This is a genomic window from Cutibacterium sp. LaCa_255 (genome assembly GCF_057458005.1).
In genome coordinates this window covers 2,725,977-2,748,394 of record NZ_CP190956.1, presented here as the reverse complement: position 1 = coordinate 2,748,394, position 22,418 = coordinate 2,725,977, and the positions used below count along the sequence as shown (strand labels likewise).

Below are 22,418 nucleotides of genomic sequence, written 5' to 3'. Positions count from 1 at the left end.
CCAAGAGGGGTGGAGATGGGCGTCAGGGCACTCGGCCTGCGTAGGTGCGGATGGTTCTTGACGTTCGGTGGGTCGACACGTGGGCTCCCTCCACGTCAGTTGCACTTGTGTGGCCGAGGTGCTGGACGACACGGGCACCACAAGGCTTTCTGCCGTTCATCAGGGACAGGCGGTGATTCGCTCTGGATGAAAGGCTACGAACCTCTTGATTGAGTAAACGATTTCACCTATAGTCTGTCACACCGCGGGTAAACGATTACTCATCACTGTCGATGGAGGTTCTTGATGTTGCACAGTCCACACCCCACTGATGCTGTCGAGCAGATGCTGAACGCGTCACTGGACGCCTACGACCTTGAGATCGACGCCCTTAAGAAGGCTCGTGGGCATTTTGAGGAAGATCTCATTCCTGCCCTAAAGGTTCTGCAGGAGTGCCGAGGGAAGATCATCGTTTCCGGACTCGGAAAGTCCGGCCATATCGGGCGGAAGATAGCTGCAACCATGAGTAGCCTGGGTAGCCCTGCTGCATTCGTGCAGTCAGGCGAGGCGCTGCACGGTGATTCAGGGGAGTTTGCCCCAGGAGATGTCGGCATCCTCATCTCAAACTCAGGCTCCACGGCCGAGGTCTGTGCTCTTGCGAATATGCTTCACGGCTGGGGTATCCCGTTTGTCGCCATCACCAGGAACGCTGATTCGCCGCTTGCCCGATACGCTGCCTCAACGATTCGTCTTGGGATCCAGAGTGAAGCAGACCCACTAAATCTTGCACCCACATCCTCGTCAACGGCAACCCTCGTAATCGGTGATGCGCTGGCCGTCGGTCTGATGAGCACGAAATCGTTTACCGCAGAGGATTTCGCACAACGACATCCGGGCGGGGCTCTGGGCGCACAGTTGACGATGAACGAGGAGGTTTCCTCATGAGCGTGGCAGTCGTTGGATCCTTTATGTACGACCTGATGGTTGACACCCCAAGGCAACCGAGAATCGGGGAAACACTTCGAGGAATTTCTTTCAGGCAATCAGTTGGTGGCAAAGGCTTCAACCAGGCTATGGCCGCTGCTGCAACCAATGCTGATGTCATCATGGTTGGGCGACTTGGTGACGACAGTTTCGGTGCTGAGTTTCGCTCAGCAATGCATGCAGCAGCCATCGATGACAGTCATGTGAAGGTGTCGACAACCCCAGGATCAGGGACCGGGGTAGGAATGCCCTCTGTCTTCCCTGACGGAAACAACGCCATCATCATAATTCCGCGCGCTAACCTCGAAGTCAGCGTTGAGGATGTTGATGATGCTGCCCGCGAGATCACTTCGGCTGATGTCCTGTTGCTGCAGCTTGAAATACCAGTGGATTCGGTTGTGAGAGCAGCCGAAATTGCGCATGAGGCGGGAACGAAGGTCATCCTCAACCCTGCACCCCAGCGGGACTTGCCTCCCAAGACCTGGGAATTTGTCGATCTCTTCGTACCCAACGAAGGAGAGTTGCTAGCTTTCGCGGAATCCATGGGGATTCTAGGCGGGTCTGAGGACATCCTTGATGTCGCGCAGAGGTTTGCCGATCAGGTGTCAGTCGTCGTCATTGTCACCCTTGGGGACAATGGTGCCGCCATCTGTGATCCGAACGGCACACCCCGCCACGTCAGTGGTTACCGAGTCAAGGCGGTTGACAGCGTTGGCGCTGGGGACACCTTCTGTGGCGCCCTCAGTGCTGCTCTGTCTGCCAGAATGGAGATTGACGAGGCGATTGACTTCGCGAATGCAGCCGCAGCCCTTTCCGTTACGAAGAGGGGGAGTGGCACAAGTGCGCCGGCAAAGACGGACGTCATCCAGTTCATGAACGATCACACTGGTGCTGGCGCGCGGGGAGGCGCTTCATGCTGATCCAAGATGCATCCACGTTGAACCCTGACGGGTATCTTGACCGAACCCCGAGAATCCAGTTCGCTTTGTTGACAACGCTCTTTGCACTCTGGGCAGCTGCTGCTGCTCTCAATGATATCCTGATTACGGCATTCAAGAGCGTATTCAGTCTGTCTGACCTAGCGACAGGATTCGTGCAGACGGCTTTTTATTTCGGCTATTTTGTTATCGCTATACCGGCTGCCAGATTGATACGAAGATTTACTTACAAGACAGCCATTATTATTGGCTTGATATTATATATAATTGGCTGTTGCTTGTTTATTCCGGCGGGTCACGTAGGAACCTACAGTGTATTCCTTGTAGCGCTATTTGTTATCGCAGTCGGCTTATCTTTCTTGGAGACCTCGGCCAACACATATTCGTCGATGATGGGTACTAAAGAATCATCCACACGTCGGCTAAACATCAGCCAGACCATGTATCCGATCGGCTCGATTGCGGGTATCCTATTGGGTAAGTACTTGGTTTTTGGGAGCGGTGATTCCTTGCAGGGCAAGCTAGCTGCGGCGACGTCTGAGGCCCAGAAGCACGCCATTGCCGAACAATCGCTTAATGCCACCCTGCAGCCCTATAAAGTGATCATTGTCATTTTGATGGTCATTCTTGTGATGTTTATCATCACTGATTTCCCTACCTGTAAACCGATCAAGGAAGATGGCGGCCCACAGGCTGGTCTGGGTGAGACGCTGAATTATCTTCGACACGACAAAGACTTCGTCATCAGCATTGTGACCCAGTTCGTGTACATGGCGATGCAGACGTCCGTCTGGTCGTTTACAATCCGTCTTGCCCTCGAACTTGACCGGAACCTGAACGAACGTGCGGCGAGCAATTTCATGCTGATCTCCTATGCGCTCTTCTTTGTCGGTCGGGGGACAGCGTCCTGGCTAATGGGCAAGTTCCGTCCTGCAAAGGTGCTTCAGGCTTACTCTGTCCTTGGTGCCATCTGCATGATTTATGTGGTGTTCGGCCCCGGTATGACTTCGGTTTACGCCGCGACGGCCTCGGTATTGTTCTTCGCACCCTGCTGGCCAACGATATATGGCTCCGCGCTGGAGTGTGTCAAAGAACCCCGATACAAGGAAACAGGAGGCGCCATTATCGTGATGGCAATCATCGGTGGAGCCGTCGGTCCCGTTATTCAGGGATGGGCTTCGGATACGATGGGATCGATGCAGAAGTCATTCGTTGTCTCGGCTATCTGCTACGTCATCATCCTTGCATACTTTGTCCATATGGCCCGCAGTGACAAGAAGGTGGCCGTGGAAACTGTTAATTCAAAGGAGAACTGAGATGCTCAAAGAGATTCCAGATATTTTGTCACCCGACGCGGTCAAGTTGATGATGGAAATGGGTCATGGTGACACACTATTGATCGCAGATGGGAACTACCCTGCCACAACGAACAATCCGCGAGTAATTCGCGCTGATGGGCACAAATTGACTGATCTGCTGGATGCAGTTCTCAAACTTTTCCCGCTGGATCGAGTTGTTGACGCGCCGGTGACACTGATGTCGACCGGCAACAATACGAAGCCTCCAGTGTGGAAACAGTTTGAGGAGATTGTTGAACGACATGAAGGAGGAGTCCAGTTTGGTCAGCTCGACAGGTATCCGTTCTACGACGCTGGAGCAAAGGCAGCTGGCATCATTCAATCGGGCGACAGAGCACTGTTTGGCAATATCATGCTCCAGAAGGGCACACTCTGAGCTTGACTCATGGCTCTGATTAGGAGAAAACAGAGAGGGGCACGGGTCCAGAACTCGTGCCCCTATTCTGAGGTGAAGGGGATGTCGGCGTGGCAAGAGTAACCATCAGTGATGTGGCAGCGGCAGCCGGGGTGTCGACCGCTACTGTGTCGAGGGTGATCAACGGGATCGGAAACGTCAATCCTGGGATGCGTGACCGTGTCAGTGCTGCCGTCAACGAGTTGCATTACCGACCCAATCCCACCGGTCGAGTGCTCCGGCAGCAACGCACGGACACAGTAGCCGTACTCATGCCCGACATAAAGAACCCGTACTTCACGGAATTCACCTACTTCTTCGAATCCTCGGTATCCGCTCACAACATTCAGGTCTCAGTCGGCAACACCGATGAATCATTGGTGAATGAGGAGCGGTATGTCGCTTCCGCTATCGAGCAGCGGTCGGCCGGGGTAGTCCTCGCCGTCGCATCGGACAGATCTGAGGCCCCAGCTCTCATCCAGGAAAAAGGAATTCCGCTGGTTCTTTTCGATCGTCTTGTTCATGGGTACACGGGAGCGTCTGTGTCCGTCGACAATCGTGCTGTTGGAGCGATGGCCGCGTCGCACCTGTTCGCGCGTGGCTTTCAGCGTCCAGCAGTGTTGACCGGCTCCCGTCGCGTGTCCTCGACGAGGACGCGTGCGGATTCCTTCTGTGACGCAGCAGCGAAACGTGGGATGGTGGTTGACCCCGAGCTGGTGGTTCAGACTGACACCCGTGAGCTGGGAGCTGAAAACGCGGTATGGGAATTGATCGGGTCGGGCAAGGAATTCGACTGTCTCTTCTCGACGAACGGCCCGCTGACTATGGCTGCGTTCCGTGTACTCCATGAGGCTGGGTGGACGGGGTACAACCGTGTTGGCCTTATCGGTGTTGACGACGAGTTCTGGACCTCCCTCGTAACTCCCCGGGTGACGGTCATTCGACAGCCGGTCACGGAAATCGGAAGAATGGCTGCGAAGCTCCTGATCGAACAGTTTGGGCGGGGTACGGCCGAAGGCCCACGCAGCGTGGTTCTTGCACCGCAACTTGTCGTCAGGGAGTCCACCATGCGCGTTTGATTCTAGTCCTTCGCCATGGGGAGGCCGCCGATCATTGTTCCGTACCGCGCCATCTCCCGCGAAGGTGGAAGGCGGCCATCTTGGGCTGGCGATCCCGGGTGAAGATGCCCTTCCGGTTGCCACCGACGCGCATCGTGCCGCTGGTGGTCGCGAAGTCCGCGAAGTTCCAGATTTGCTCGCCGATGACGGCGTCGAAGGAGTCGAAGACCCGCTCGTTCATCTCGAGGACCTCGACCTGGTACTCCTCGCTCCACGGTTGAGCGGGGGTCTGGTGCAGGCCAGGCATGGTGTCGGCGCCGTACTCGGTGATGATGATCGGCTTGTTCTCGCTAGCCCAGCCCTCCATCTCCTCGCGCCAGTGACGCTCGGCGGCGGCGAGGTCACCGGTGTCGACGTACCAGCCGTAGTAACGGTTGAGGAGAAGGACGTCGGAGTACTGCGAAACCCGGCACGCCCCGTACGGGGCGAGCATGACGTTGACAAAGCTCACCGGGCGGGTGGGGTCAGCGTCACGGGCCACGTCGAAGAGGGGACGGAAGTAGTTTTCTGCCGCCTCGGTCTCGGACTCGGGCTCGTTGGCGATGGACCAGATGATGACGCTGGGGTGGTTCTTGTCACGGGCGATGAGGTCGCGGATGACCTGGGTGTGAACCTTCTGGGTCTCGCCGTTGATGGTCTCCTCGGAGAAGGTGGTGTAGCCCTGGGCGCCAAAAATGCCGCCTCCCAAGCCCATGTTCATGCCCACTGCGGGAGTCTCGTCGATGACGAGCAATCCGTGACGATCAGCGTAGTCAAGGACGTGTTCGGAGTAAGGGTAGTGGGAGGTGCGCAGGGAGTTCGCGCCAATCCATTCAAGGCATGCGGCGTCCCGCAGCATGAGGGCGTCGTTGTGGGCTTTTCCGATGGTCTGGTGATCCTCGTGCATGCCGAATCCGGTCAGGTGGACCGGTTCTCCGTTGATGAGGAGGCGATTTCCGTCGACGCGGACCGTGCGCACACCAAAAGCCTGACGGTAGGAATCGACGACGCGCTCCCCGTTGAGCAGGGAGATTTCGGCCTCGTAGAGGTAGCCTTGACCCGGCTGCCAGAGGTGGACCGAGGGGATGCTGGTGGTCGCGGAGGCACCGATCCCATTGGCGACCTCATAGCCCTCGGCATCGAAAATCGTCACCTGGGTCGTCAGGGAGTCAGAATTCCGCGAGAGGACCGTCCAGCTGACGATTCCGTCATCCCCGTCGAGATCGGTGGTGATGGTGACGTCCTCGACATGTGAGGTCGGACGGCTGCACAGCCAGACATCGCGGTGAATGCCGGCGTAGTTGAAGAAGTCGTGCCAGTACTTTTGCTTAGGGCCCTCGGGCGAGTCGACGACGATGCCCGGCGGAATGGTCTGGAAGGACAGTCGATTGTCGACGCGCACCGTCAGTTGACATTTTTCGCCGGCGCGGACGTGGTCGGTGATGTCGGCCTCGAAAGGAAGGTAGCCCCCGGCATGGTTGGTCACCTCGACATCGTCGACCCAGACGGTGGCGGTGTGGGTGGCGGACTCGAAGTGGATGACGACGCGATCCTCGGCCCAGCCGCGCGGGATGCGGACTTCGCGCTGATACCAGACCGGGCCGACGTAATCACGGACTGCGGGGTCGGTGGAGAGATCCTGGTAGGAGGCCGGAACTGCCATCTCGGTGCGCTCCGGCAGCAGCTGGGTGAACCATCCCTCGGCCTGGCCGCGGTCCTCGGCGTCGAAGGCGAAGTGCCACATTCCCGACAGACACTTTGTTTCTCGGGTAGGGGTGTCCTGTGGTCGAAGCATCATGGCCTCCCGGTGCTCTCTATTGTGGGATGCTGATTTGAGGCCGAAGGGGTGAGCTCGGAGATGACCGTGATCGTGCGGTCGTCGCTGGGTCGCAGGGCGAAGTCCATGGTTCCCCATGGTGGCTGGTAGTCGCCTTCGACGTGGGTGTGGACGGTGACGGTGGTGGCGTCGTGGTCGACGGTCCAGGTCAACCAGTATCCGTGCCCATCGCGGTAGCCATAGGTGTGGCCGTCGTCATCGAAGAAAAACCCCTCCGAATGGCCCTCGCCATCAGGAAGGTAGAGAACGATCCGGTGCGGGGAGTTTTCGACAGTCTGCGTCGTGATGATCTCGTCGGTGGGCTCGGGAAGGGTGCACTGTGGGATTCCCGCTCCAGCGCGAACGAGTAGGGGAAGACGGTCGAGCGGGGCATCGAGGGTGACCGTGCCGGGGTCGTGGTGGATGCCGGTGTCGAATTCGAACCAGCCGCCTGGGACGTCGGGAAGGGTGACGGTACGGGTGGCCTGACCTTCCTCCACCACGGAAGCGACCAGGAGATCACGTCCGAGGAGGAAGTCGTCGGACTCCTCGAGGAGGGAATCATCGAGGCTGAACACCGGGTTGACGATGGGTTCGCGTCTCTCTGCCGCCAGGTAGGACAAGGTGTAGAGGAACGGAATGAGCCGGTATCGCAGCCGGATCATGCTCCGGACGATGTCGGTGATCCCCGGATACATCCACGGTTCGTTGACCGATCCGTCGTCATGCCAGGAGTGAATGGTGAATCGCGGGTGCATGACGCCGTTGGCCACCCAGCGGGCGAAGAGCTCGGGGCTGGGGCGAGCGGTGCCGGCGAAACCGCCGACGTCGTGGCCGAAATTCACCAGGCCGGACATGCTCATCCCCACGCCCATCCGGGTGTTGTACCTCAGGGTGCGCCAGGAGGTGGAATTGTCACCACTCCAGGTCTGGACGTAGCGCTGCAGCCCGAGCGGTCCGGACCGGGAAATGAGGAAGGGGCGCTCGCCGGGAGCGGCCTCGCGCTGGGCCTCGTAGGAGGCGCGATTCATGAGCAGGGCCTGCACCGGGCGGATCCGGTCGAGTTCCACCGGGTGACCAAAACCGTCACAGGTGGCGTCCTCGGACCACAATTCGTACTCGTTGTTGTCGTTCCAGGTGGATTCCACACCCATGTCGATGAGCTGGCGGCGGACGTTGTCCTTCCACCACTGGACGCCGCGCGAATTGGTGAAGTCGACATTGCTGCCGTGGCCACCCCAGAACATCGAGGTGACGGGTTTGCCGGTTGGTGAGTCGGTGACGAAGATTCCCGCCTCGGCGGCGTCACGGTAATAAGGGTGGGTCGTAAGCAGGGCTGGCTTGATATTTGCCGCTAGATGAAGGCCGGCGTCACGGAACTTCGCGGTGGTGTCGGTGGGTTGGGGGAATTTGTCACGGTTCCAGGTGAAGACGTACCGACGCGGCCCAATGGTGGTGTACCCCGACGACAGCTGGAAGGAATCACAGGGGATGGCGTGCTCCCGCAGCAGGTCGATGAATTTGAGCAGCTGGTGGGAGGCGTCCGGGGCGTCGGTGTAGTGCATCGTCGAACCGGAGTAGCCCAGGGCCCAACGCGGCAGGAAGGCTGGGTCTCCTGTGAGGCGAAGGATCTGCGGGGTGAGGCCAGAGACCTGGTCGGCGGTCATGACCCAGTAGTCAATGTCGCCGTGGTCGGCCTGCCAGGAGGTGAAGGGGCGGTGATAATTGTCGACTTCCGCTCCCAAGTTGAACCGCGACGCCGACAGGTTGTCGTAGAAGATGCCGAAGGCTCCGTTGGCGGTGCGGGTCATGAGGAAGGGGACGTGCTTGTACAGCGGGTCAGTGCTGCTGGCGTCGTAACCAAGGGCATCCAGGCAGCGCATGTCGAAGATACGTCCGGTGCGTTCCAGGTTTCCGGCCTTCTCACCGAGCCCGTAGTACCGGTCGTCGAGATTGCGAACCCGATGATGGGCCACCCGACCGGTCCGCGATCCGATCTCGTAGGCACCTGTGGGGCGGTCCTCGCTGACCGTGACCCAGCCGTCAGTTCGACGTTGCCAGGTCATCCGCAACGGACAGTCCCGGATGATGACCCGTAGGGAGTCGGTACCAACGATGAAGGCTTTCTCGTCGGGATCGGGGGAATCGACCGGCTCGTCGGCATAGACCCCGGAGAATTCCGGGTGGCGGGCGATCTCCGCTGCACTGTCAGCGACGGTCGTCGTCACCTCGACGTCCTCGATGGGCCCGATGTCGCGGGAATTGCCCTGCCACGCCGGGGCGGGGGAGTGGTCGAGCAGGTCGTCGGGGCCGAAGCCGGTGTGGTCGGTGACGTCGGGGCCGGGGCTGATGCTCCAAGTACGATCGAGCTGGGGACCGCCGATGCCGAAAACTCGCACGTGGGCGATGGCCCGCGTCACAAATGTGACGGAGGCACACCATCGGTCGTCAATTGTCAGCCGGATGTTCGACCCGGTCGTCGAGTGATCGGTGATTCTCAGGAGCGTGTCCATGGTGTGCCTCCGTGATGGTGGGATCAGGCGTTGTGCTCAGCTTGGGCCTCGTGGCGGCGGGCCAGTTCGTCGGCATTGGCGATGACCTTGGCGCGGGTGAGCGGGTAGCCCAGCAGGAGGAGGGCAGCGCCGAGGCAGCAGATCGTCGGGATAGCGGTGGCGAGGGTGTACAGGTTATTGACGACCGACTCAGACTGAACCGTGCCGCCCTGAGAGGAGGACTGGTAGCCGACCATCGTCAGCATGACACCACCAATACCACCGGCGATGGCCTGAGCGAGCTTGCGGGCGAAGGAGTTGACGCCATAGATGACGCCGTCCTCGCGCTCCCCCGACATGACCTCCTGAGCGTCGATGACATCGGTGATGAAGGCCCACACCATGAGGTTGAACACACCGGCACCCAGTGACCCGAAGAACAGGCCGACGAGGAAAACCCAGGGGCTGTGGGTGTGGATGATGAGCATGGTGCCGTACACGGCCGCGCCGAAGAACAATGCCACCGTCGCAGATTCTTTCCGACCGAATTTCCGCACCAGGGCTTGGGCGAAAGGCGCAACGAGGATGACTGTCGTGAAATTGAAGACCAGAGCGATCGACATTGCTGTCTTGTTCTGGAAGTAATCATTGAACAGGTAGGTCAGGGTGACGCCGGAAAGATTCTGGTTGATGACGACAACAATATCGATGATGACCAGCATGACGAGGGCCTTATTATGGGCCATCTCCGAGAACATCTTTCCCAGCGGAACACGCTCGGTCTTGTCGATGCGAATGCGCTCCACGGTGAGCATCGTCAGAGCGACATAGCAGAACAGACCGAGGATGGCGAAGACCGCAGCACCTATGAAGAATCGGTGCGGATTGATCTGATGGGAGTTGTTGCCGTACATGATGAGCGGCACGACATAGCTGACGATAGCGGCGCCGGAAGCCGATCCGATGCTACGGGCGGTGGACAGCGAGGTCTTGTTGCGCGGCTTGCCCGAGATGGCCGAAGCCATCGACCCATAAGGGATGTTGACGAAGGAGTAGAAGATGCCCCAAGCCAGGTAGGTGACGAAGGCATAGATGACGCGCGTCGTCATGGGGAGGTGCCCGGCAGCTGGGAGAAAGAGCAGAATGGCGGAGGCGGCGAGTGGGAACTTCATCCGCATGACCCACGGGGTGAACCGTCCGTGCTTGGTCATCTTGGCATTGTCGATGAGGCGGCCGACCATGATGTCGACGAAGGCGTCGACCAGTCGGGCGGACATGAACAGCGCGCCCACCAAGGCGGCCTTGAGGCCGAACACATTGGTGTAGAAGATCATGAGAAACGAATTCACCAGGTTGAAGGTGAAATTGTTTCCTACGTCGCCGAGCGCGTAACCGATCATGTCGCGAATATCGAAATCGCGAGCGTTCACCGCCTTAGCCTTCTGGCTCTTCGTCGTAGTGGTCGACATTGACAACCCTCTGTGTTTTCGGGGCTGCGACGGTCATCGTCACAGCATTTGTGGACAGGCAACATCGCCTTGTTTAGAGAGTCGCACTGCGGCGCTGAGAACCGCGATCCTTTGCCACGGTTTGCACCCTGTGCATCTCGGGCATGAGGCACGCCGGCCAGCGGTAGAGTCAGAGCATGGGGGTAGGCGAGGGGTCCACCACACCGGTTACCATCAGCGACGTCGCACGGGCTGCCGGTGTTGCTCCGTCCACTGTTTCCCGGGCGTTTTCTCGTCCGGGACGGGTGAGTGTCAAGACGTCGGAACGGATCTTTCAGGTTGCCCGGGAGCTCGGTTATCGTCAGGACGAGGTGCCCAGAGTATCGGCGAGTCGAACCCATCATCTCGTGGCTGCGTGCGTTGCTGATGCCATGAACCCGGTGTTCGGTGCCACCGTCAAGGGGATTTTCGCCGGCGCCCGTAAGCGGGGCTACATGGTCGTCCTCATCGACTCCAACGAGTCCTCCGAGATCGAGTCCGAGACCACGAAGCGATCCCTGGTCACCGTCGACGGTTTCATTTTTGCCGGCTCACGTATGTCTGACGCCGGTTTACGGCACCTGGCCGGGATGAAACCGGTGATTACCGTCAATCGCAAGGTGCCAGGGGTGTCGTCGGTGACGCCGGCTGCTGATGAAGGACTTGGAGACGCGCTTGCCCATCTCGTGGCCGATGGACGCTTCACGGTGACCTACCTCGCGGGGCCCACGGCATCGTGGCAATCCGGAGTGAGGTGGCGCAGCTTGCTCGACGGGGCGCGGCGAAATGGACAAGTGACGGTGCATCAACTCGCCTGCCCGACACCCACCATCAGGGGTGGCATCGAGGTCTTCGACATGTGGAAGGCCCACCCAACCTCGGCCGTCATCGCCTACAACGACCTCATTGCCATCGGATTCATGAGGCGAGCGATGGCTTGTGGGGTGAAGGTTCCTAAGGACGTGGCCGTCATCGGGTTCGACGACATCCCGTTCTCGGCGTTGGTCTCGCCGGCCCTGTCAACGATTTGCGTCAACCAGTTCCAGATGGGCGTGGTCGCCGTCAATCGTCTTCTCGACATGGTGGAGAGGCCGAGCCGACATGAGCGTCGGGCCCCCAGCGAGGACATCGTCCCGGTGTCCTTCATGGAGCGTGAATCTGGCTGACGAAGTGGGGCAAGTGACGGCAACTCGTTCCAGGAAATGTCGTCACGGGGCACAGTGAATGTCATGTCAACGTCGACTCTCACCCTTTCCGAGGATCGCCTGCTGCCCCGCGAGTCCTCCGCCCTGGCCGCTGCGCGCGAAATCTACCGATCCACGAAGGATCTGCCCATCATTTCTCCCCATGGACACGTTCCGGTGTCATGGATCGCTGATGACCTGGCCTTCTCCGACCCGACGAGCCTGCTCATCACCCCCGACCATTACGTGAATCGCCTGCTGCACGCCAATGGTGTCGATCTCGAGGACCTTGGTGTCGGTCGAGAGTCTATGAGTGAGGAGGACAACCGGAATGCCTTCCGAATCCTCTGCGAACACTGGCGCGACTTTGCAGGTACTGCAATGCGTTACTGGCTGGTTGACCAGCTCGTCGGTATTTTTGGCGTCACCGAGCGCCCCAGCGTCGAGACCGCTGATCACATCTATGACGCCATCGCTGAGCACATCGCTCAGCCTGACTTCCGCCCCCGAGTCCTGATGGACTCCTTCGACATTGTCTTCATCGCAACCACCGACGACCCATGCGATGACCTTGACGGCCACGCGCGGTTGGCTGCGGATGAGACCTTCACCCGTCGTGTTGCTCCCACCTTCCGCCCTGACAAGTACCTGGAACCGGCGGCCGAGGGCTGGACGGACCTCCTCGCGAAGCTGTCCGAGGTGAGCGGCTACGACGCGACGACCCTCGACGGGTTCACCGCCGCCATGGAGACTCGTCGTGCCTACTTCAAGGATCACGGAGCGGTCTCCAGTGACCACAGCCACCGTGATCTCGGCACCGTCATTCTTGGCCACGATCGTGCAGCGACGATTTTTGCCGACTCGGTTGCGGGGCAGGCCACTGTTGAGGAGATGACCTTGCTGCGTCGGCATCTCTTCACTGATCAGGCAAGGATGGCCAGTGAGGACGGCCTGACGATGACCGTCCATCCGGCGGTGCACCGCAACCACGACACGTCCGCCTTCCGCCGCTTCGGGGCCGACATCGGCTCTGATGTCCCGATTGCCTTGGAAGCCGTGGACTCCCTGCACCCGTTGCTCGACAAATTTGGGAACACCGACCTCAAGCTGGTCATCTTCACGATCGACGAGACCCTTTATTCGCGGGAAATCGCTCCGCTGGCCGGTTGGTACCGCAGCCTCTACATAGGAGTGCCCTGGTGGTTCATCGACGCCCCCGAGTCGGTGATGAGGTTCAAGCACGCCATCACGGAGATGGCTGGGTTCAGCAGGGTGAGCGGCATGATCGACGACACTCGCGCCTTCTGCTCGATTCCTGCACGCCACGACATGAGTCGGCGTCTGGATGCCGCCCATCTCGCCGAACTGGTGGTTTCAGGCAGGCTTGACCTGGACGAGGCGGTCGAGATTGCTCACCGACTCGTCGTGGAGCAGCCCGCCCACGTCTTCGGGCTCTGATCCGGAGGAGATGCCATGAGACTCGATCTCGATTCTCTGCGTGGTTCCGTACTGACGGATGCCGGCATCAGCGTTCCCACCTTCGATGTCGAACGAATGCGTAGTCAGGCCCATGATCATCCGCGCTGGATGCATATTGGTCCCGGAAACCTGTTCCGCGTCCACATCGCTCGGCTGGCTCAAGACGTCATGAATTCGGGAGCGGAACAGTGCGGCGTCGCTGTCGTTGCGCAGCGGAGTCCGCAGCGCCTCGATCGTGGCCTTGGCGACCATGACCTGCTGACCCTGGGAGTCACTTCCCATGCTGATGGCCACACTGACTTCGGAGCCATCGCCTCCATCAGCGAAGGACTGGCCTACCGACGTACTGACGATTTCCGTCGCATCACCGGGATCGCATGTGCTGACTCCCTGCAGCTGATCACCCTGACGATCACGGAGAAGGGCTACCAGCTCACCGGGTACGACGGTTCCTTCCAGGACGCCGTCGTCGAGGATTTGGGCCGCGACCCCATGACCGATGCGATGTCGACGACGATGGCCCTTGTCGCCGCCCTTCTGGTGCAGCGCTCGCACGCCGGTGCCACTCCGGTTGCACTGGTCTCCTGTGACAATTTCTCCCACAACGGAGACGAGCTCCGCACCTCAGTGCTGACGATCGCCGAGGAGTGGGAGAAGAGGGGAACTATCGACCACGAGGTCGTCGAATGGATCTCGGAGAAGGTCGCCTTCCCGATCTCGGTCATCGACAAGATCACTCCTGCCCCCTCGCAGAAGGTTGCCGACCAACTCGCCTCGATGGGGTTCGAGGACATGTCGATTGACCCCGACGCCGGGGTGGCAGGATTCGTCAACACCGAGCCGGCCGAATACCTCGTCATCGAGGATTGCTTCCCGAATGGGCGCCCGGAGCTGGAGAAGGCTGGAGTCCACTTCACCGACCGTGACACGTGCGACCGATTCGAGCGGATGAAGGTGACGACCTGCCTCAATCCGCTGCACACTGCTCTGGCCGTCACCGGCGTGCTGCTGCGCAAGCCCACTATCGACGAGGCCATCAAGGATCCCGGTCTCGCTGGCCTGGTGCACCGTCTGGGATGGCAGGAGGGGATACCGGTCGTCAGTGACCCCGGGATTGTCGATCCCAAGGAATTCCTCCGGGAGGTTGAAGAGGAACGCTTCCCGAACGCATTCCTGGGCGATACACCAAGTCGAATTGCGACTGATTCCTCACAGAAGATTCCGATCCGTTTCGGCGAGACCATCAAGTCCTATCTTGCCGATGATTCCCTGGACGTCGCGTCGCTACGGGCGATCCCCTTCATCCTTGCCGCCTGGTGCCGATACCTCATGGGAATCGCCGATGACGGCAAGCCGGTCGAGCTTTCCCCCGATCCTCTGCTCGATGATCTTAAACCCGTTGTGGCAGGAGTTCATCTGGGTGACGAGGATCCCAAGGCCATCACCCCCATCCTGCGTCGCGCCGCCATCTTCGGTGTGGACCTGACGACGACGCCACTGGCGGAGCTCGTTGAACAATTCTTCATTCGTCTGACGGCCGAGCCGGGTGCCGTCAGGGCGGTTCTGGACAAGGAGTTCGCACAATCATGAAGATGACATTTCGGTGGTACGGTCCGGAAACCGATCCCATCACCCTGCAAAATATCCGTCAGATTCCCGGAACCAGCGGAATCATGGGAGCAATGGACTGGATTCCGGTCGGAGAGGTGTGGTCAGAGGAGGAGATTTCCTCCTACGTCCAGAAGGTCAATGAGGCCGGCCTGGAGTGCGAGGTCATCGAGTCGGTGAACGTCCATGAGGACATCAAGCTCGGCAAGCCGTCTCGTGACACCTACATCGCCAATTACTGCAAGACCCTGGAGAATCTCGCAGCTCATGGGATCAAAGTGGTCGTCTACAACTTCATGCCGGTGTTCGACTGGCTGCGCACCGAGCTGTTCCACCGCAATGAGGATGGATCGACCTGCCTGTACTACGACCACGAGGAGCTCGAGGGTCTGACTCCTCAGGACATTGTCAAGGCCACCCTGGATTCGTCGGCCTTTCCGCTGCCCGGTTGGGAGCCTGAGCGACTGGCCGACCTCGACGAGGTGATGGCCCAGTACGCCGACATGGCTCCGGACCAGCTGCGCGACAACTATCGCTACTTCTTGGAGGGAATTGCTCCGACCTGTGAAAAGGTCGGTATCCGGATGGCTGTCCACCCCGATGATCCCGCCTGGGACATCTTCGGAATTCCACGCGTCGTTCACAGCGATTCAGATTTACAGAAGGTCGTCGATCTCGTTGATTCCCCGGCGAACTCGCTGTGTGTGTGCGCAGGGTCACTGGGGTCAAATCCCGACAATGATGTTCCTGCCATTTTCACGAAATACGGAGATATGGGACGAATTGCTGCGGCTCATGTCCGCAACGTGAAGTTCCTAGGACACAAGAAATTCAAGGAAGCGGCACATCTCTCCAGTGATGGATCGCTGGACATGTACGCCATCATGAAGGCCATTCACGATCACTGCCCGGACGTCTACATTCGTCCGGACCACGGTCGGATGATCTGGGGAGAGATGGGCCGACCGGGATACCCGCTGTACGACCGCGCTCTCGGAATCACCTACCTTAATGGCTTGTGGGAGGCCATCGAAAAGGCGTCCGCCAGCTGATTCAGCCGATCACTGGAGATGACCGGACCAGTCCTCGGCGGTTGTGTCGCACTCGTGGCATGCAGGCTGTTGATGAAGCCAGGCTCGGTCGTTCTGTGTGGTGGAGTCGTGATCGTTTCGGAATGTCTATTCACTGGGAAGAATATACTTTTTCGGTGCGTGATGAATAGGTGAGGTCATGAATGGGTGAGGTCGGTCGAGAGGATGATCGCCAGGGATTATCAATACGCTATTCTCACTGCCACACATCATAATGGATATGCGTTGTTCGAGTCTGTATCTTCGCTACCCGACGGCCAAGGTATTAGGTTGAGACTTCGTTGCTGAGTTTCTCGTAGCCGTTCGGAACCGTGGGATCTGGGTAGGCTTGTACACTTCCCTCAGCGACTGGTCATGACCGGACTTCCCGCACCATGACGACCGTCAGCACCCGATGCGGGGTGTCGCCCCTGATTATGTGCCAGATCTCGAGTCCTTTCGGCAATTTTTGCATGGTCAGGTGAGAGAACTGTGTTCCGGTTATGGACCGCTCGACGTCCTATGGTTCGACTTCTCCTCCCCGGGGACGGGGCCGTAGCAGTGGGGTGCTGACGAGCCCATTCGGATCGTCCGTGAGTTGCAGCCTGACGCGATCGTGGTTAACCGCCAATTTCTGCGCTTGAGAACAGCATGCGATCATCTCGCAGATAGGATTCTTGCGAGCTGGACATGTTGGGAGGCGATGGGTGATGGCCGGCAGTGGGACCACGACTCTCAAGGGCCAGAACGGGCCGCGGGCACGTCAGCTTGCGATCGCCGAGGCGGTCGTTCGAGCGGGGTCGGTCACCGTCGAGGACCTCGTCGAGGCCACCGGTGTATCTGCCATGACGGTTTATCGCGACCTTGCGACCCTCGAGGCCAGTGGAGTGCTGCAGCGCCATCGCGGCCGGGTGGTTGCGGTTGCTAACGGTTTGCACGAGGCGGACGCCACATTTCGGCTGGAGCAGAGTTCGACGGACAAGCAGGCGGTAGCCGACCTTGCCGGAGATCTCATTGGCCCAGGATGCTCGATCATGCTCGACGACTCGACGTCGGGAGTGTGGCTGCTGCGGTCCCTCGGAGACCACTCACCACTGACGGTTGTCACCAATTCACTCTTGGTGGCCGACGAGGTCATTGCCAATGGTTCGGACAAACTCGTCGTCTCAGGTGGCGAGTACCAGTCCTGGGCGAAGTCGTTGATGGGCCCCGCGGCGGTTCGGATGATCCGTTCCATGCACGCGGATCTGTGCTTTCTGTCCGCCTCGGGGATCTTCGAGGCCGGGTGTTATCACCCGTATCAGGAGGTCGTTGAGGTCAAGCGGGCCATGCTCGAGTCAGCCGAGAAGCGGGTCCTGCTGCTCGACCACACCAAGTTCGGACGACGCGCGCTGTTCAAATTTGCCGATCTGACGGAATTTGATCACGTCGTCGTCGATGCCCACACCCCACACGGGATTCTTGACCAGCTGCGCGACCTCGGGGTTCACCTCATGGTGGCAGAAGGCCCTACGAAGAAGTCGTGATCATTGGCGGAGTAATTTTCTCCCATCCCCTTGACCCGGAACGGGTGCGGTGACACGATGAATTGACACCCGCTGATGGCGGATGGCCCTATCGCCTTGGTTTTGGGTTTGCGAAGGGTAATCGGTGGAGTGCGTCTGTGTGGACGCTGAGCCGGAAACCACATGGTCACAGATGTCGATCGGATCTATTTCGGCGATGAGGACCAGCAAACACAATCACGAGGAAGTGATCATGGCTGAAATCGTCATTGGTGTCGATGGGGGAACGACCGCGGTCAAGGCGGTCGCATTCAGTCTCTCAGGCGACGTCGTCTCGACCCGTCATGAATCGGTCCCAGTCAGGTACGGCGATCATGGCGAGGCTGAGCAGGACATGAATCAGATCTGGGAGGCCGTCGCAACCTGTATCCACGGTGTCGCGGATGCCTTGGGCCCAGAAGACGACGTCGTGGCGGTCGGTCTCACCGGGCAGGGTGACGGAGCGTGGCTGATAGACGAGGATGGGGCTCCTGTCCGGCCGGCAGCAATGTGGCTGGATGGTCGGGCCAGCGAACGTGTCGAGCAGTGGAATGACGATGGTCGAGCGTCCCGGGTCTTTGACGTGACAGGGACGAAGGTCTTCGGCGGGCTCTTCCCCGTCCTCATGGAGGAGCTGTTGGAGACGGATGGGGCACGTGTCCGCCGCGCAGCGACTCATCTCAACTGCAAGGACTGGATACGATTCAAGCTCACAGGAAATCGTCTCACGGATTACACCGAAGCTTCCCGGTCATATCTGGATGCGACGACTGCTCAGGGATTCTCGCGCGGATTGGCGGAGGATTTGGGGCAGTCGGAATTACTTGACCTTCTTCCGGAAATCCGCCGTTCCGAGGACATCGGGGGTTATGTCACGGAAGAGGCATCCCATGAGGTGGGGCTTCCGGTCGGTACTCCGGTCGGAGTGGGCATGCTTGACATTGCTGTCACTGGCGTCGGTCTGGGTGCGGCCCACGACGGGGAGGGCTGGCTGATTCTGGGAACCACTGGATTCGTCGGGACCCTGCTGCCGTCCATCGAGGACCGTAGGTCCAAGGAGTCCATGCTGGTGGCGACCGGTCGTGGCACCCAGGTGCTGGAATTCATGGCGCCCATGACGGGCACGCCAAACCTTGACTGGATCCGACGGACCCTGGGGTTGGCCGATGAGAGCTGGCAGAGCATCGAGGCCCGCGCTCGCCGGTCCACCCCTGGGGCGAATGGCGTCGTGTACCTGCCCTATGCCTCCCCTGGGGGCGAGCGCGCGCCCTTTGTCGACACCAACGCCAGCGCATCGTGGATGGGGATGTCGCTCACCACGACCCCCGAGGACGTGTTGCGCAGCGTCTATGAGGGCGTTGCGTTGTCCCTGGCCGACTGCGTCTCACACTTGGCGATGAGTGGCGATCTCGTCGTGTCCGGCGGTGGGTTCAGGTCCGACCTGGTCTGCGAGATTCTCGCTGACATTACGGGCAAGTGTGTGGTGCGACAGAGCGCGCCGGAGGCCGGAGCTCGCGGAGCAGCTGTTCTTGCCCTGGTCGCGGCCGGCCGTTACGACACGATCGGGGACGCCTCTGCAGCCATGGCATGTTCCTTCGAGACCTTCGACCCGCATCCGGAGCGCGGTGAGATTTACCAGGCCGTCGCGAATGTGTATTCCGAATCCCGTAGTGCCATCAGACCGATGTGGCCCCGGATGAGAGCCCTTCGACAGATCAAGGAGGCTGACAATGAGCGTTGATTCTCCAGTGAAAGTCCTTGTGGCAGGTGATCAGTTCGAGACGGTCGAGGTGCTTGGTGGCGCCTTGCGCAAGGCTGTCCCCGATGCCGAGATCACTGAGCTGTCATCACAGTGGCCTATCACACCCATGGGCGACATCGACGAAGTGCACGAGGCAGCCGGTGACGTGGGTGAACTCATTCATGCGCTCCAAGGGATCGATGTGTGTGTCAGCCACACCTATCCATTCACGGAGGAGGTGTTTGACGCCTGTCCCGATCTCAAACAGGTGACCATTACCCGGGGCGGTCCGGTCAACGTCGACATCGAGTCGGCCACTCGACACGGGGTCCAGGTGACTTACGCACCGGGACGCAATGCGACGGCAACAGCCGAACACACCGTCGCCATGATCATGGCGACGGTACGACAAATCCCTGCTCACCACATCACCTTGACCTCAGGCACCTGGGAGGGCGACGCATACCGATACGACCGGGTGGGTATGGAGATCAGCCGAAATGACGTAGGAGTTGTCGGCTGTGGTGCAGTCGGTTCCCGGGTAGCGATGATCATGGCGGCCATGGGAGCCACGGTGCGGGTGTTCGACCCCTGGGCCGATCCCGACTCGATGCCAGATGGCGTCAAGGTCTGTGATGACTTCGACGAGGTGCTGAAGGTGAGTCGCATCCTGACGCTTCATGCCCGAGCCAACGAGAACAACCGTCACATGATTGGGGCTGAGCAGCTCGCGGAAATGCCTGCGGGTTCCGTCCTCGTCAATTGCGCTCGCGGTTCACTCGTCGACTACGACGCAGTGTGTGATGCCATCGAGAGTGGCCATCTCTACGCTGCCGCCTTTGACTGTCTACCCCGCGAGCCGTTGCCGCCGGATTCCAGACTGCTGCACACTCCGCGCGTGGTCCTCACCCCACACGTCGCCGGCGCATCTAGGCAGGCTGCAGAACTTGCGGCGCGTATTGCAGCTGACGATGTCGCTGCACTGGTGCAAGGACACACTCCCACATACCTTGCCAACCCCGATGTCATCGATTGAGTTAGGAGAACAACATGCTCTTGGAACAAGAACGACAGGCTGTCGTCGACACATGCCGCACCATGCAAGCCCAGGGACTGGTCGTGGGAACTGCAGGAAATGTGTCGATCCGCGTCGACGACATGGTCGTCATCTCGCCGTCCGCAGTGCCTTACGAGGAACTGACTGCGACCGACATCGGGGTCCATGACATGGATGGCAAGGCCATCGAGGCGAAGTACAAGCCTTCCTCGGAGCTGCCGCTGCACCTGAGTGTCTATCGAGCCAGCGGCACAGGGGCGATCACGCACAACCATGCCCCGGCATCAACAGCTCTGGGCCTTGTCGTCGACGAGATTCCGTGGTCTCACTACTACTCCGGAATGTTTGGCGGCGCCGTTCGAGTTGCACCGTACGCCGAGTTCGGAACCGATGAGCTGGCACGTAACGTCACGAAGGCGCTTGAGGGACGATGCGCAGCTCTGATGGCCAATCACGGTGCGATCACGACGGGGCCGACGGTTGACAGGGCTCTCTCCCTGCTCCCGTACCTCGAGTACATTTGTGAGGTGCACCTCCGTGCAATGTCTACTGGCCGTCCCATCAAAGTACTTGATGAGGAGCAAATTACTGATGCCACACAGGGGATTGCCGGTTACAAGCCGAAGGCTGCCGACGAAGACTGAATACCCGGGACGACGTTGCCTAGCCTCAGCCCCTGAAACGTCCGGAACATAAGGAGAAAGCGGATGCCGGACCTCGGACGCGGCATGGTCATACCATCTGCCACGAGCCAGACGTTGCAGGCTGCCCTGGCGGCTCCCTCACCGAATGTCTTGCTGACTGGTGTGGCTCTTGACGAGCTTCCAGAACGTGCGAAACAGGTGCTGGGGGCCGGGAAGCACGCGATTGTTCACGCTGACATGACATCGGGCTTACATCCAAACGCGGCGGCGCTGTCGTTCCTGAAGGATCATTGCGGAGTTGAGACGATCATCAGCACCAATGCCAAGGTCATCGAGACAGCTCGACGCCATCACCTACAGACAGTATTCAGGGTGTTCCTGCTCGACTCAATAGCGCTGCGAACTGCGGCGCGCACGCTGGGAAACATTCAAGTTGATGCCGTGGAGATCCTGCCGGGGCCAATGGCAAGGTCCGTCATCGAGCACATACGGGCCACCGGTCCTGATCGCACATTGCTTGCGGGTGGTTTTGTCCGGACGTCGCAGCTCGTCGAGGATCTGTTTCGCGCCGGGTTCGACGGGGTGACGACGTCATACCCTCCGCTGTGGCAGAGAACGCCGCTGAGTCAAGGCACTCGCTAAAACAGCGTGTCAGATCACCCGCCGTCATCCGCTGACACAGTATGCAAAACGTGTCCGGAGAAGGAGAGCAGTTATGTTGGAGCATCTCAAGGCCGAGGTCTGTGATGGGAACCTCGAGCTCCCACGCCATGGCCTTGTGACATGGACATCGGGGAATTTGTCAGCCCGCGATCCGCAGACTGGGTTGGTCGTCATCAAGCCGTCTGGCATGGCTTATGAAGGGATGACGCCGGACGACATGGTCGTCGTCGATCTTGACGGCAAGGTCGTCGAGGGGGTGCACGGACCATCGTCCGACACGGCGTCCCACCTGTACGTGTACCGCCGGCGTCATGACATTCGCAGCATTATTCACACTCACTCGACCTTCGCAACGGCGTGGGCTGCGACCGGTCAGGACATCCCGTGCTGCTTGACGGCCATTGCCGACGAGTTCGGCGGGCCGGTACCGTGCGGCGACTATGCCCAGATCGGTACCGAGCAGATCGGTGAGCAGATCATGAGGTTCGTTGATCAGTGCCCTGCGGTCCTGCTGAAGAAGCACGGTGTCTTCACCGTTGGCACGTCGATCGCGAGGGCCGTCAAGGCTGCTGTCATGGTGGAGGACGTCGCCCGGACCGTGACCTACGCGAAGCTGATCGGGGAGATCTCGCCGTTACCGCAGTCCGAGATCGATGCAAACCATGACCGATACACCAATCGGTATGGAACCGCGGCTGCATCGTCAGGTGTGACGCTCTGACGGGACGCGTTCCCGGAATGCCCCCTGCTATCACGTCCGGCCAGACCTGACAGCAGGGGCAATTTGGCATCGCGTGGCTGGAGCCTGCGCCAGTGCGCAGAGGGGGAAGGATCCAACTGTGGCGAAATCCACACCCTAATCCCTTACTTTTCACATCAACAG

General features: G+C 59.7%; 18 protein-coding genes. 15 read left to right on the top strand and 3 right to left on the bottom strand.

The annotated features are described in order from the left end of the window. The first annotated feature begins 285 nt into the window (after positions 1-285). From ACP8ML_RS12505 to ACP8ML_RS12485, 5 genes are all read left to right on the top strand, one after another. Entirely contained in the window at positions 286-924 is a 639-nt protein-coding gene (locus ACP8ML_RS12505) for a KpsF/GutQ family sugar-phosphate isomerase (protein ID WP_065672904.1), read from the top strand. Beyond that, positions 921-1,883, top strand: a complete 963-nt coding sequence (locus tag ACP8ML_RS12500) for a ribokinase (protein ID WP_065672903.1) — start codon at positions 921-923, stop codon at positions 1,881-1,883. Before ACP8ML_RS12505 ends, ACP8ML_RS12500 begins: the two co-directional genes overlap by 4 nt. Beyond that, positions 1,877-3,217 (top strand): L-fucose:H+ symporter permease, encoded by a 1,341-nt coding sequence (fucP, locus tag ACP8ML_RS12495; RefSeq protein ID WP_065672902.1) that lies wholly within the window; start codon positions 1,877-1,879, stop codon positions 3,215-3,217. Before ACP8ML_RS12500 ends, fucP begins: the two co-directional genes overlap by 7 nt. Position 3,218: 1 nt before the next feature. Beyond that, a complete protein-coding gene (locus tag ACP8ML_RS12490) occupies positions 3,219-3,635 on the top strand; it encodes an RbsD/FucU family protein (protein ID WP_065672901.1) in 417 nt (138 codons plus the stop codon). A gap of 89 nt (positions 3,636-3,724) precedes the next feature. Then, positions 3,725-4,732, top strand: a complete 1,008-nt coding sequence (locus tag ACP8ML_RS12485) for a LacI family DNA-binding transcriptional regulator (RefSeq protein WP_065672900.1) — start codon at positions 3,725-3,727, stop codon at positions 4,730-4,732. 31 nt (positions 4,733-4,763) lie between these two features. Here ACP8ML_RS12485 and uidA read toward each other — a convergent pair whose 3' ends face one another. From uidA to ACP8ML_RS12470, 3 genes are read right to left on the bottom strand one after another with little or no spacing between them, the layout of a single operon-like run. After that, a complete protein-coding gene (gene uidA, locus ACP8ML_RS12480; RefSeq protein WP_486702970.1) occupies positions 4,764-6,548 on the bottom strand; it encodes a beta-glucuronidase in 1,785 nt (594 codons plus the stop codon). Next, positions 6,545-9,079, bottom strand: a complete 2,535-nt coding sequence (locus ACP8ML_RS12475; RefSeq protein ID WP_486702969.1) for a glycoside hydrolase family 31 protein — start codon at positions 9,077-9,079, stop codon at positions 6,545-6,547. The genes uidA and ACP8ML_RS12475 overlap by 4 nt, the downstream gene beginning before the upstream one ends. A 23-nt stretch (positions 9,080-9,102) precedes the next feature. Beyond that, on the bottom strand, positions 9,103-10,527 hold the full coding sequence (locus tag ACP8ML_RS12470; RefSeq protein ID WP_065672897.1) for an MFS transporter: 1,425 nt from the start codon (positions 10,525-10,527) through the stop codon (positions 9,103-9,105). 176 nt (positions 10,528-10,703) lie between these two features. Between ACP8ML_RS12470 and ACP8ML_RS12465 the strand changes: the two genes are divergently transcribed. The 10 genes from ACP8ML_RS12465 (at position 10,704) to ACP8ML_RS12420 (ending at position 22,256) form a co-directional block, all read left to right on the top strand. Next, on the top strand, positions 10,704-11,711 hold the full coding sequence (locus tag ACP8ML_RS12465; protein ID WP_486702968.1) for a LacI family DNA-binding transcriptional regulator: 1,008 nt from the start codon (positions 10,704-10,706) through the stop codon (positions 11,709-11,711). A 63-nt stretch (positions 11,712-11,774) separates the two neighbouring features. Then, positions 11,775-13,187: a glucuronate isomerase gene (uxaC, locus tag ACP8ML_RS12460; protein WP_486702967.1), complete on the top strand. Its 1,413-nt coding sequence runs from the start codon at positions 11,775-11,777 to the stop codon at positions 13,185-13,187. Positions 13,188-13,202: 15 nt separating this feature from the next. Continuing rightward, positions 13,203-14,798: a mannitol dehydrogenase family protein gene (locus ACP8ML_RS12455; protein WP_117188337.1), complete on the top strand. Its 1,596-nt coding sequence runs from the start codon at positions 13,203-13,205 to the stop codon at positions 14,796-14,798. Continuing rightward, the gene (gene uxuA / locus ACP8ML_RS12450) at positions 14,795-15,868 is read left to right on the top strand and encodes a mannonate dehydratase (RefSeq protein ID WP_065672893.1); all 1,074 of its coding nucleotides are present in this window, start codon (positions 14,795-14,797) and stop codon (positions 15,866-15,868) included. The genes ACP8ML_RS12455 and uxuA overlap by 4 nt, the downstream gene beginning before the upstream one ends. A 728-nt stretch (positions 15,869-16,596) precedes the next feature. Then, on the top strand, positions 16,597-17,412 hold the full coding sequence (locus tag ACP8ML_RS12445; protein WP_065672892.1) for a DeoR/GlpR family DNA-binding transcription regulator: 816 nt from the start codon (positions 16,597-16,599) through the stop codon (positions 17,410-17,412). A 232-nt stretch (positions 17,413-17,644) separates the two neighbouring features. Continuing rightward, the gene (locus ACP8ML_RS12440; RefSeq protein ID WP_065673059.1) at positions 17,645-19,171 is read left to right on the top strand and encodes an FGGY family carbohydrate kinase; all 1,527 of its coding nucleotides are present in this window, start codon (positions 17,645-17,647) and stop codon (positions 19,169-19,171) included. Continuing rightward, positions 19,161-20,207: an NAD(P)-dependent oxidoreductase gene (locus ACP8ML_RS12435; protein WP_065672891.1), complete on the top strand. Its 1,047-nt coding sequence runs from the start codon at positions 19,161-19,163 to the stop codon at positions 20,205-20,207. The genes ACP8ML_RS12440 and ACP8ML_RS12435 overlap by 11 nt, the downstream gene beginning before the upstream one ends. Positions 20,208-20,221: 14 nt before the next feature. Beyond that, the gene (locus ACP8ML_RS12430; RefSeq protein ID WP_065672890.1) at positions 20,222-20,872 is read left to right on the top strand and encodes a class II aldolase/adducin family protein; all 651 of its coding nucleotides are present in this window, start codon (positions 20,222-20,224) and stop codon (positions 20,870-20,872) included. A gap of 63 nt (positions 20,873-20,935) precedes the next feature. Further along, positions 20,936-21,514 carry a glycerol-3-phosphate responsive antiterminator gene (locus ACP8ML_RS12425; protein WP_117188339.1) on the top strand — a complete coding sequence of 193 codons (579 nt, stop codon included), beginning with the start codon at positions 20,936-20,938 and terminating at the stop codon, positions 21,512-21,514. Positions 21,515-21,587: 73 nt separating this feature from the next. Next, the gene (locus ACP8ML_RS12420; protein ID WP_016666560.1) at positions 21,588-22,256 is read left to right on the top strand and encodes an L-ribulose-5-phosphate 4-epimerase; all 669 of its coding nucleotides are present in this window, start codon (positions 21,588-21,590) and stop codon (positions 22,254-22,256) included. The last annotated feature ends 162 nt before the right edge of the window (positions 22,257-22,418 follow it).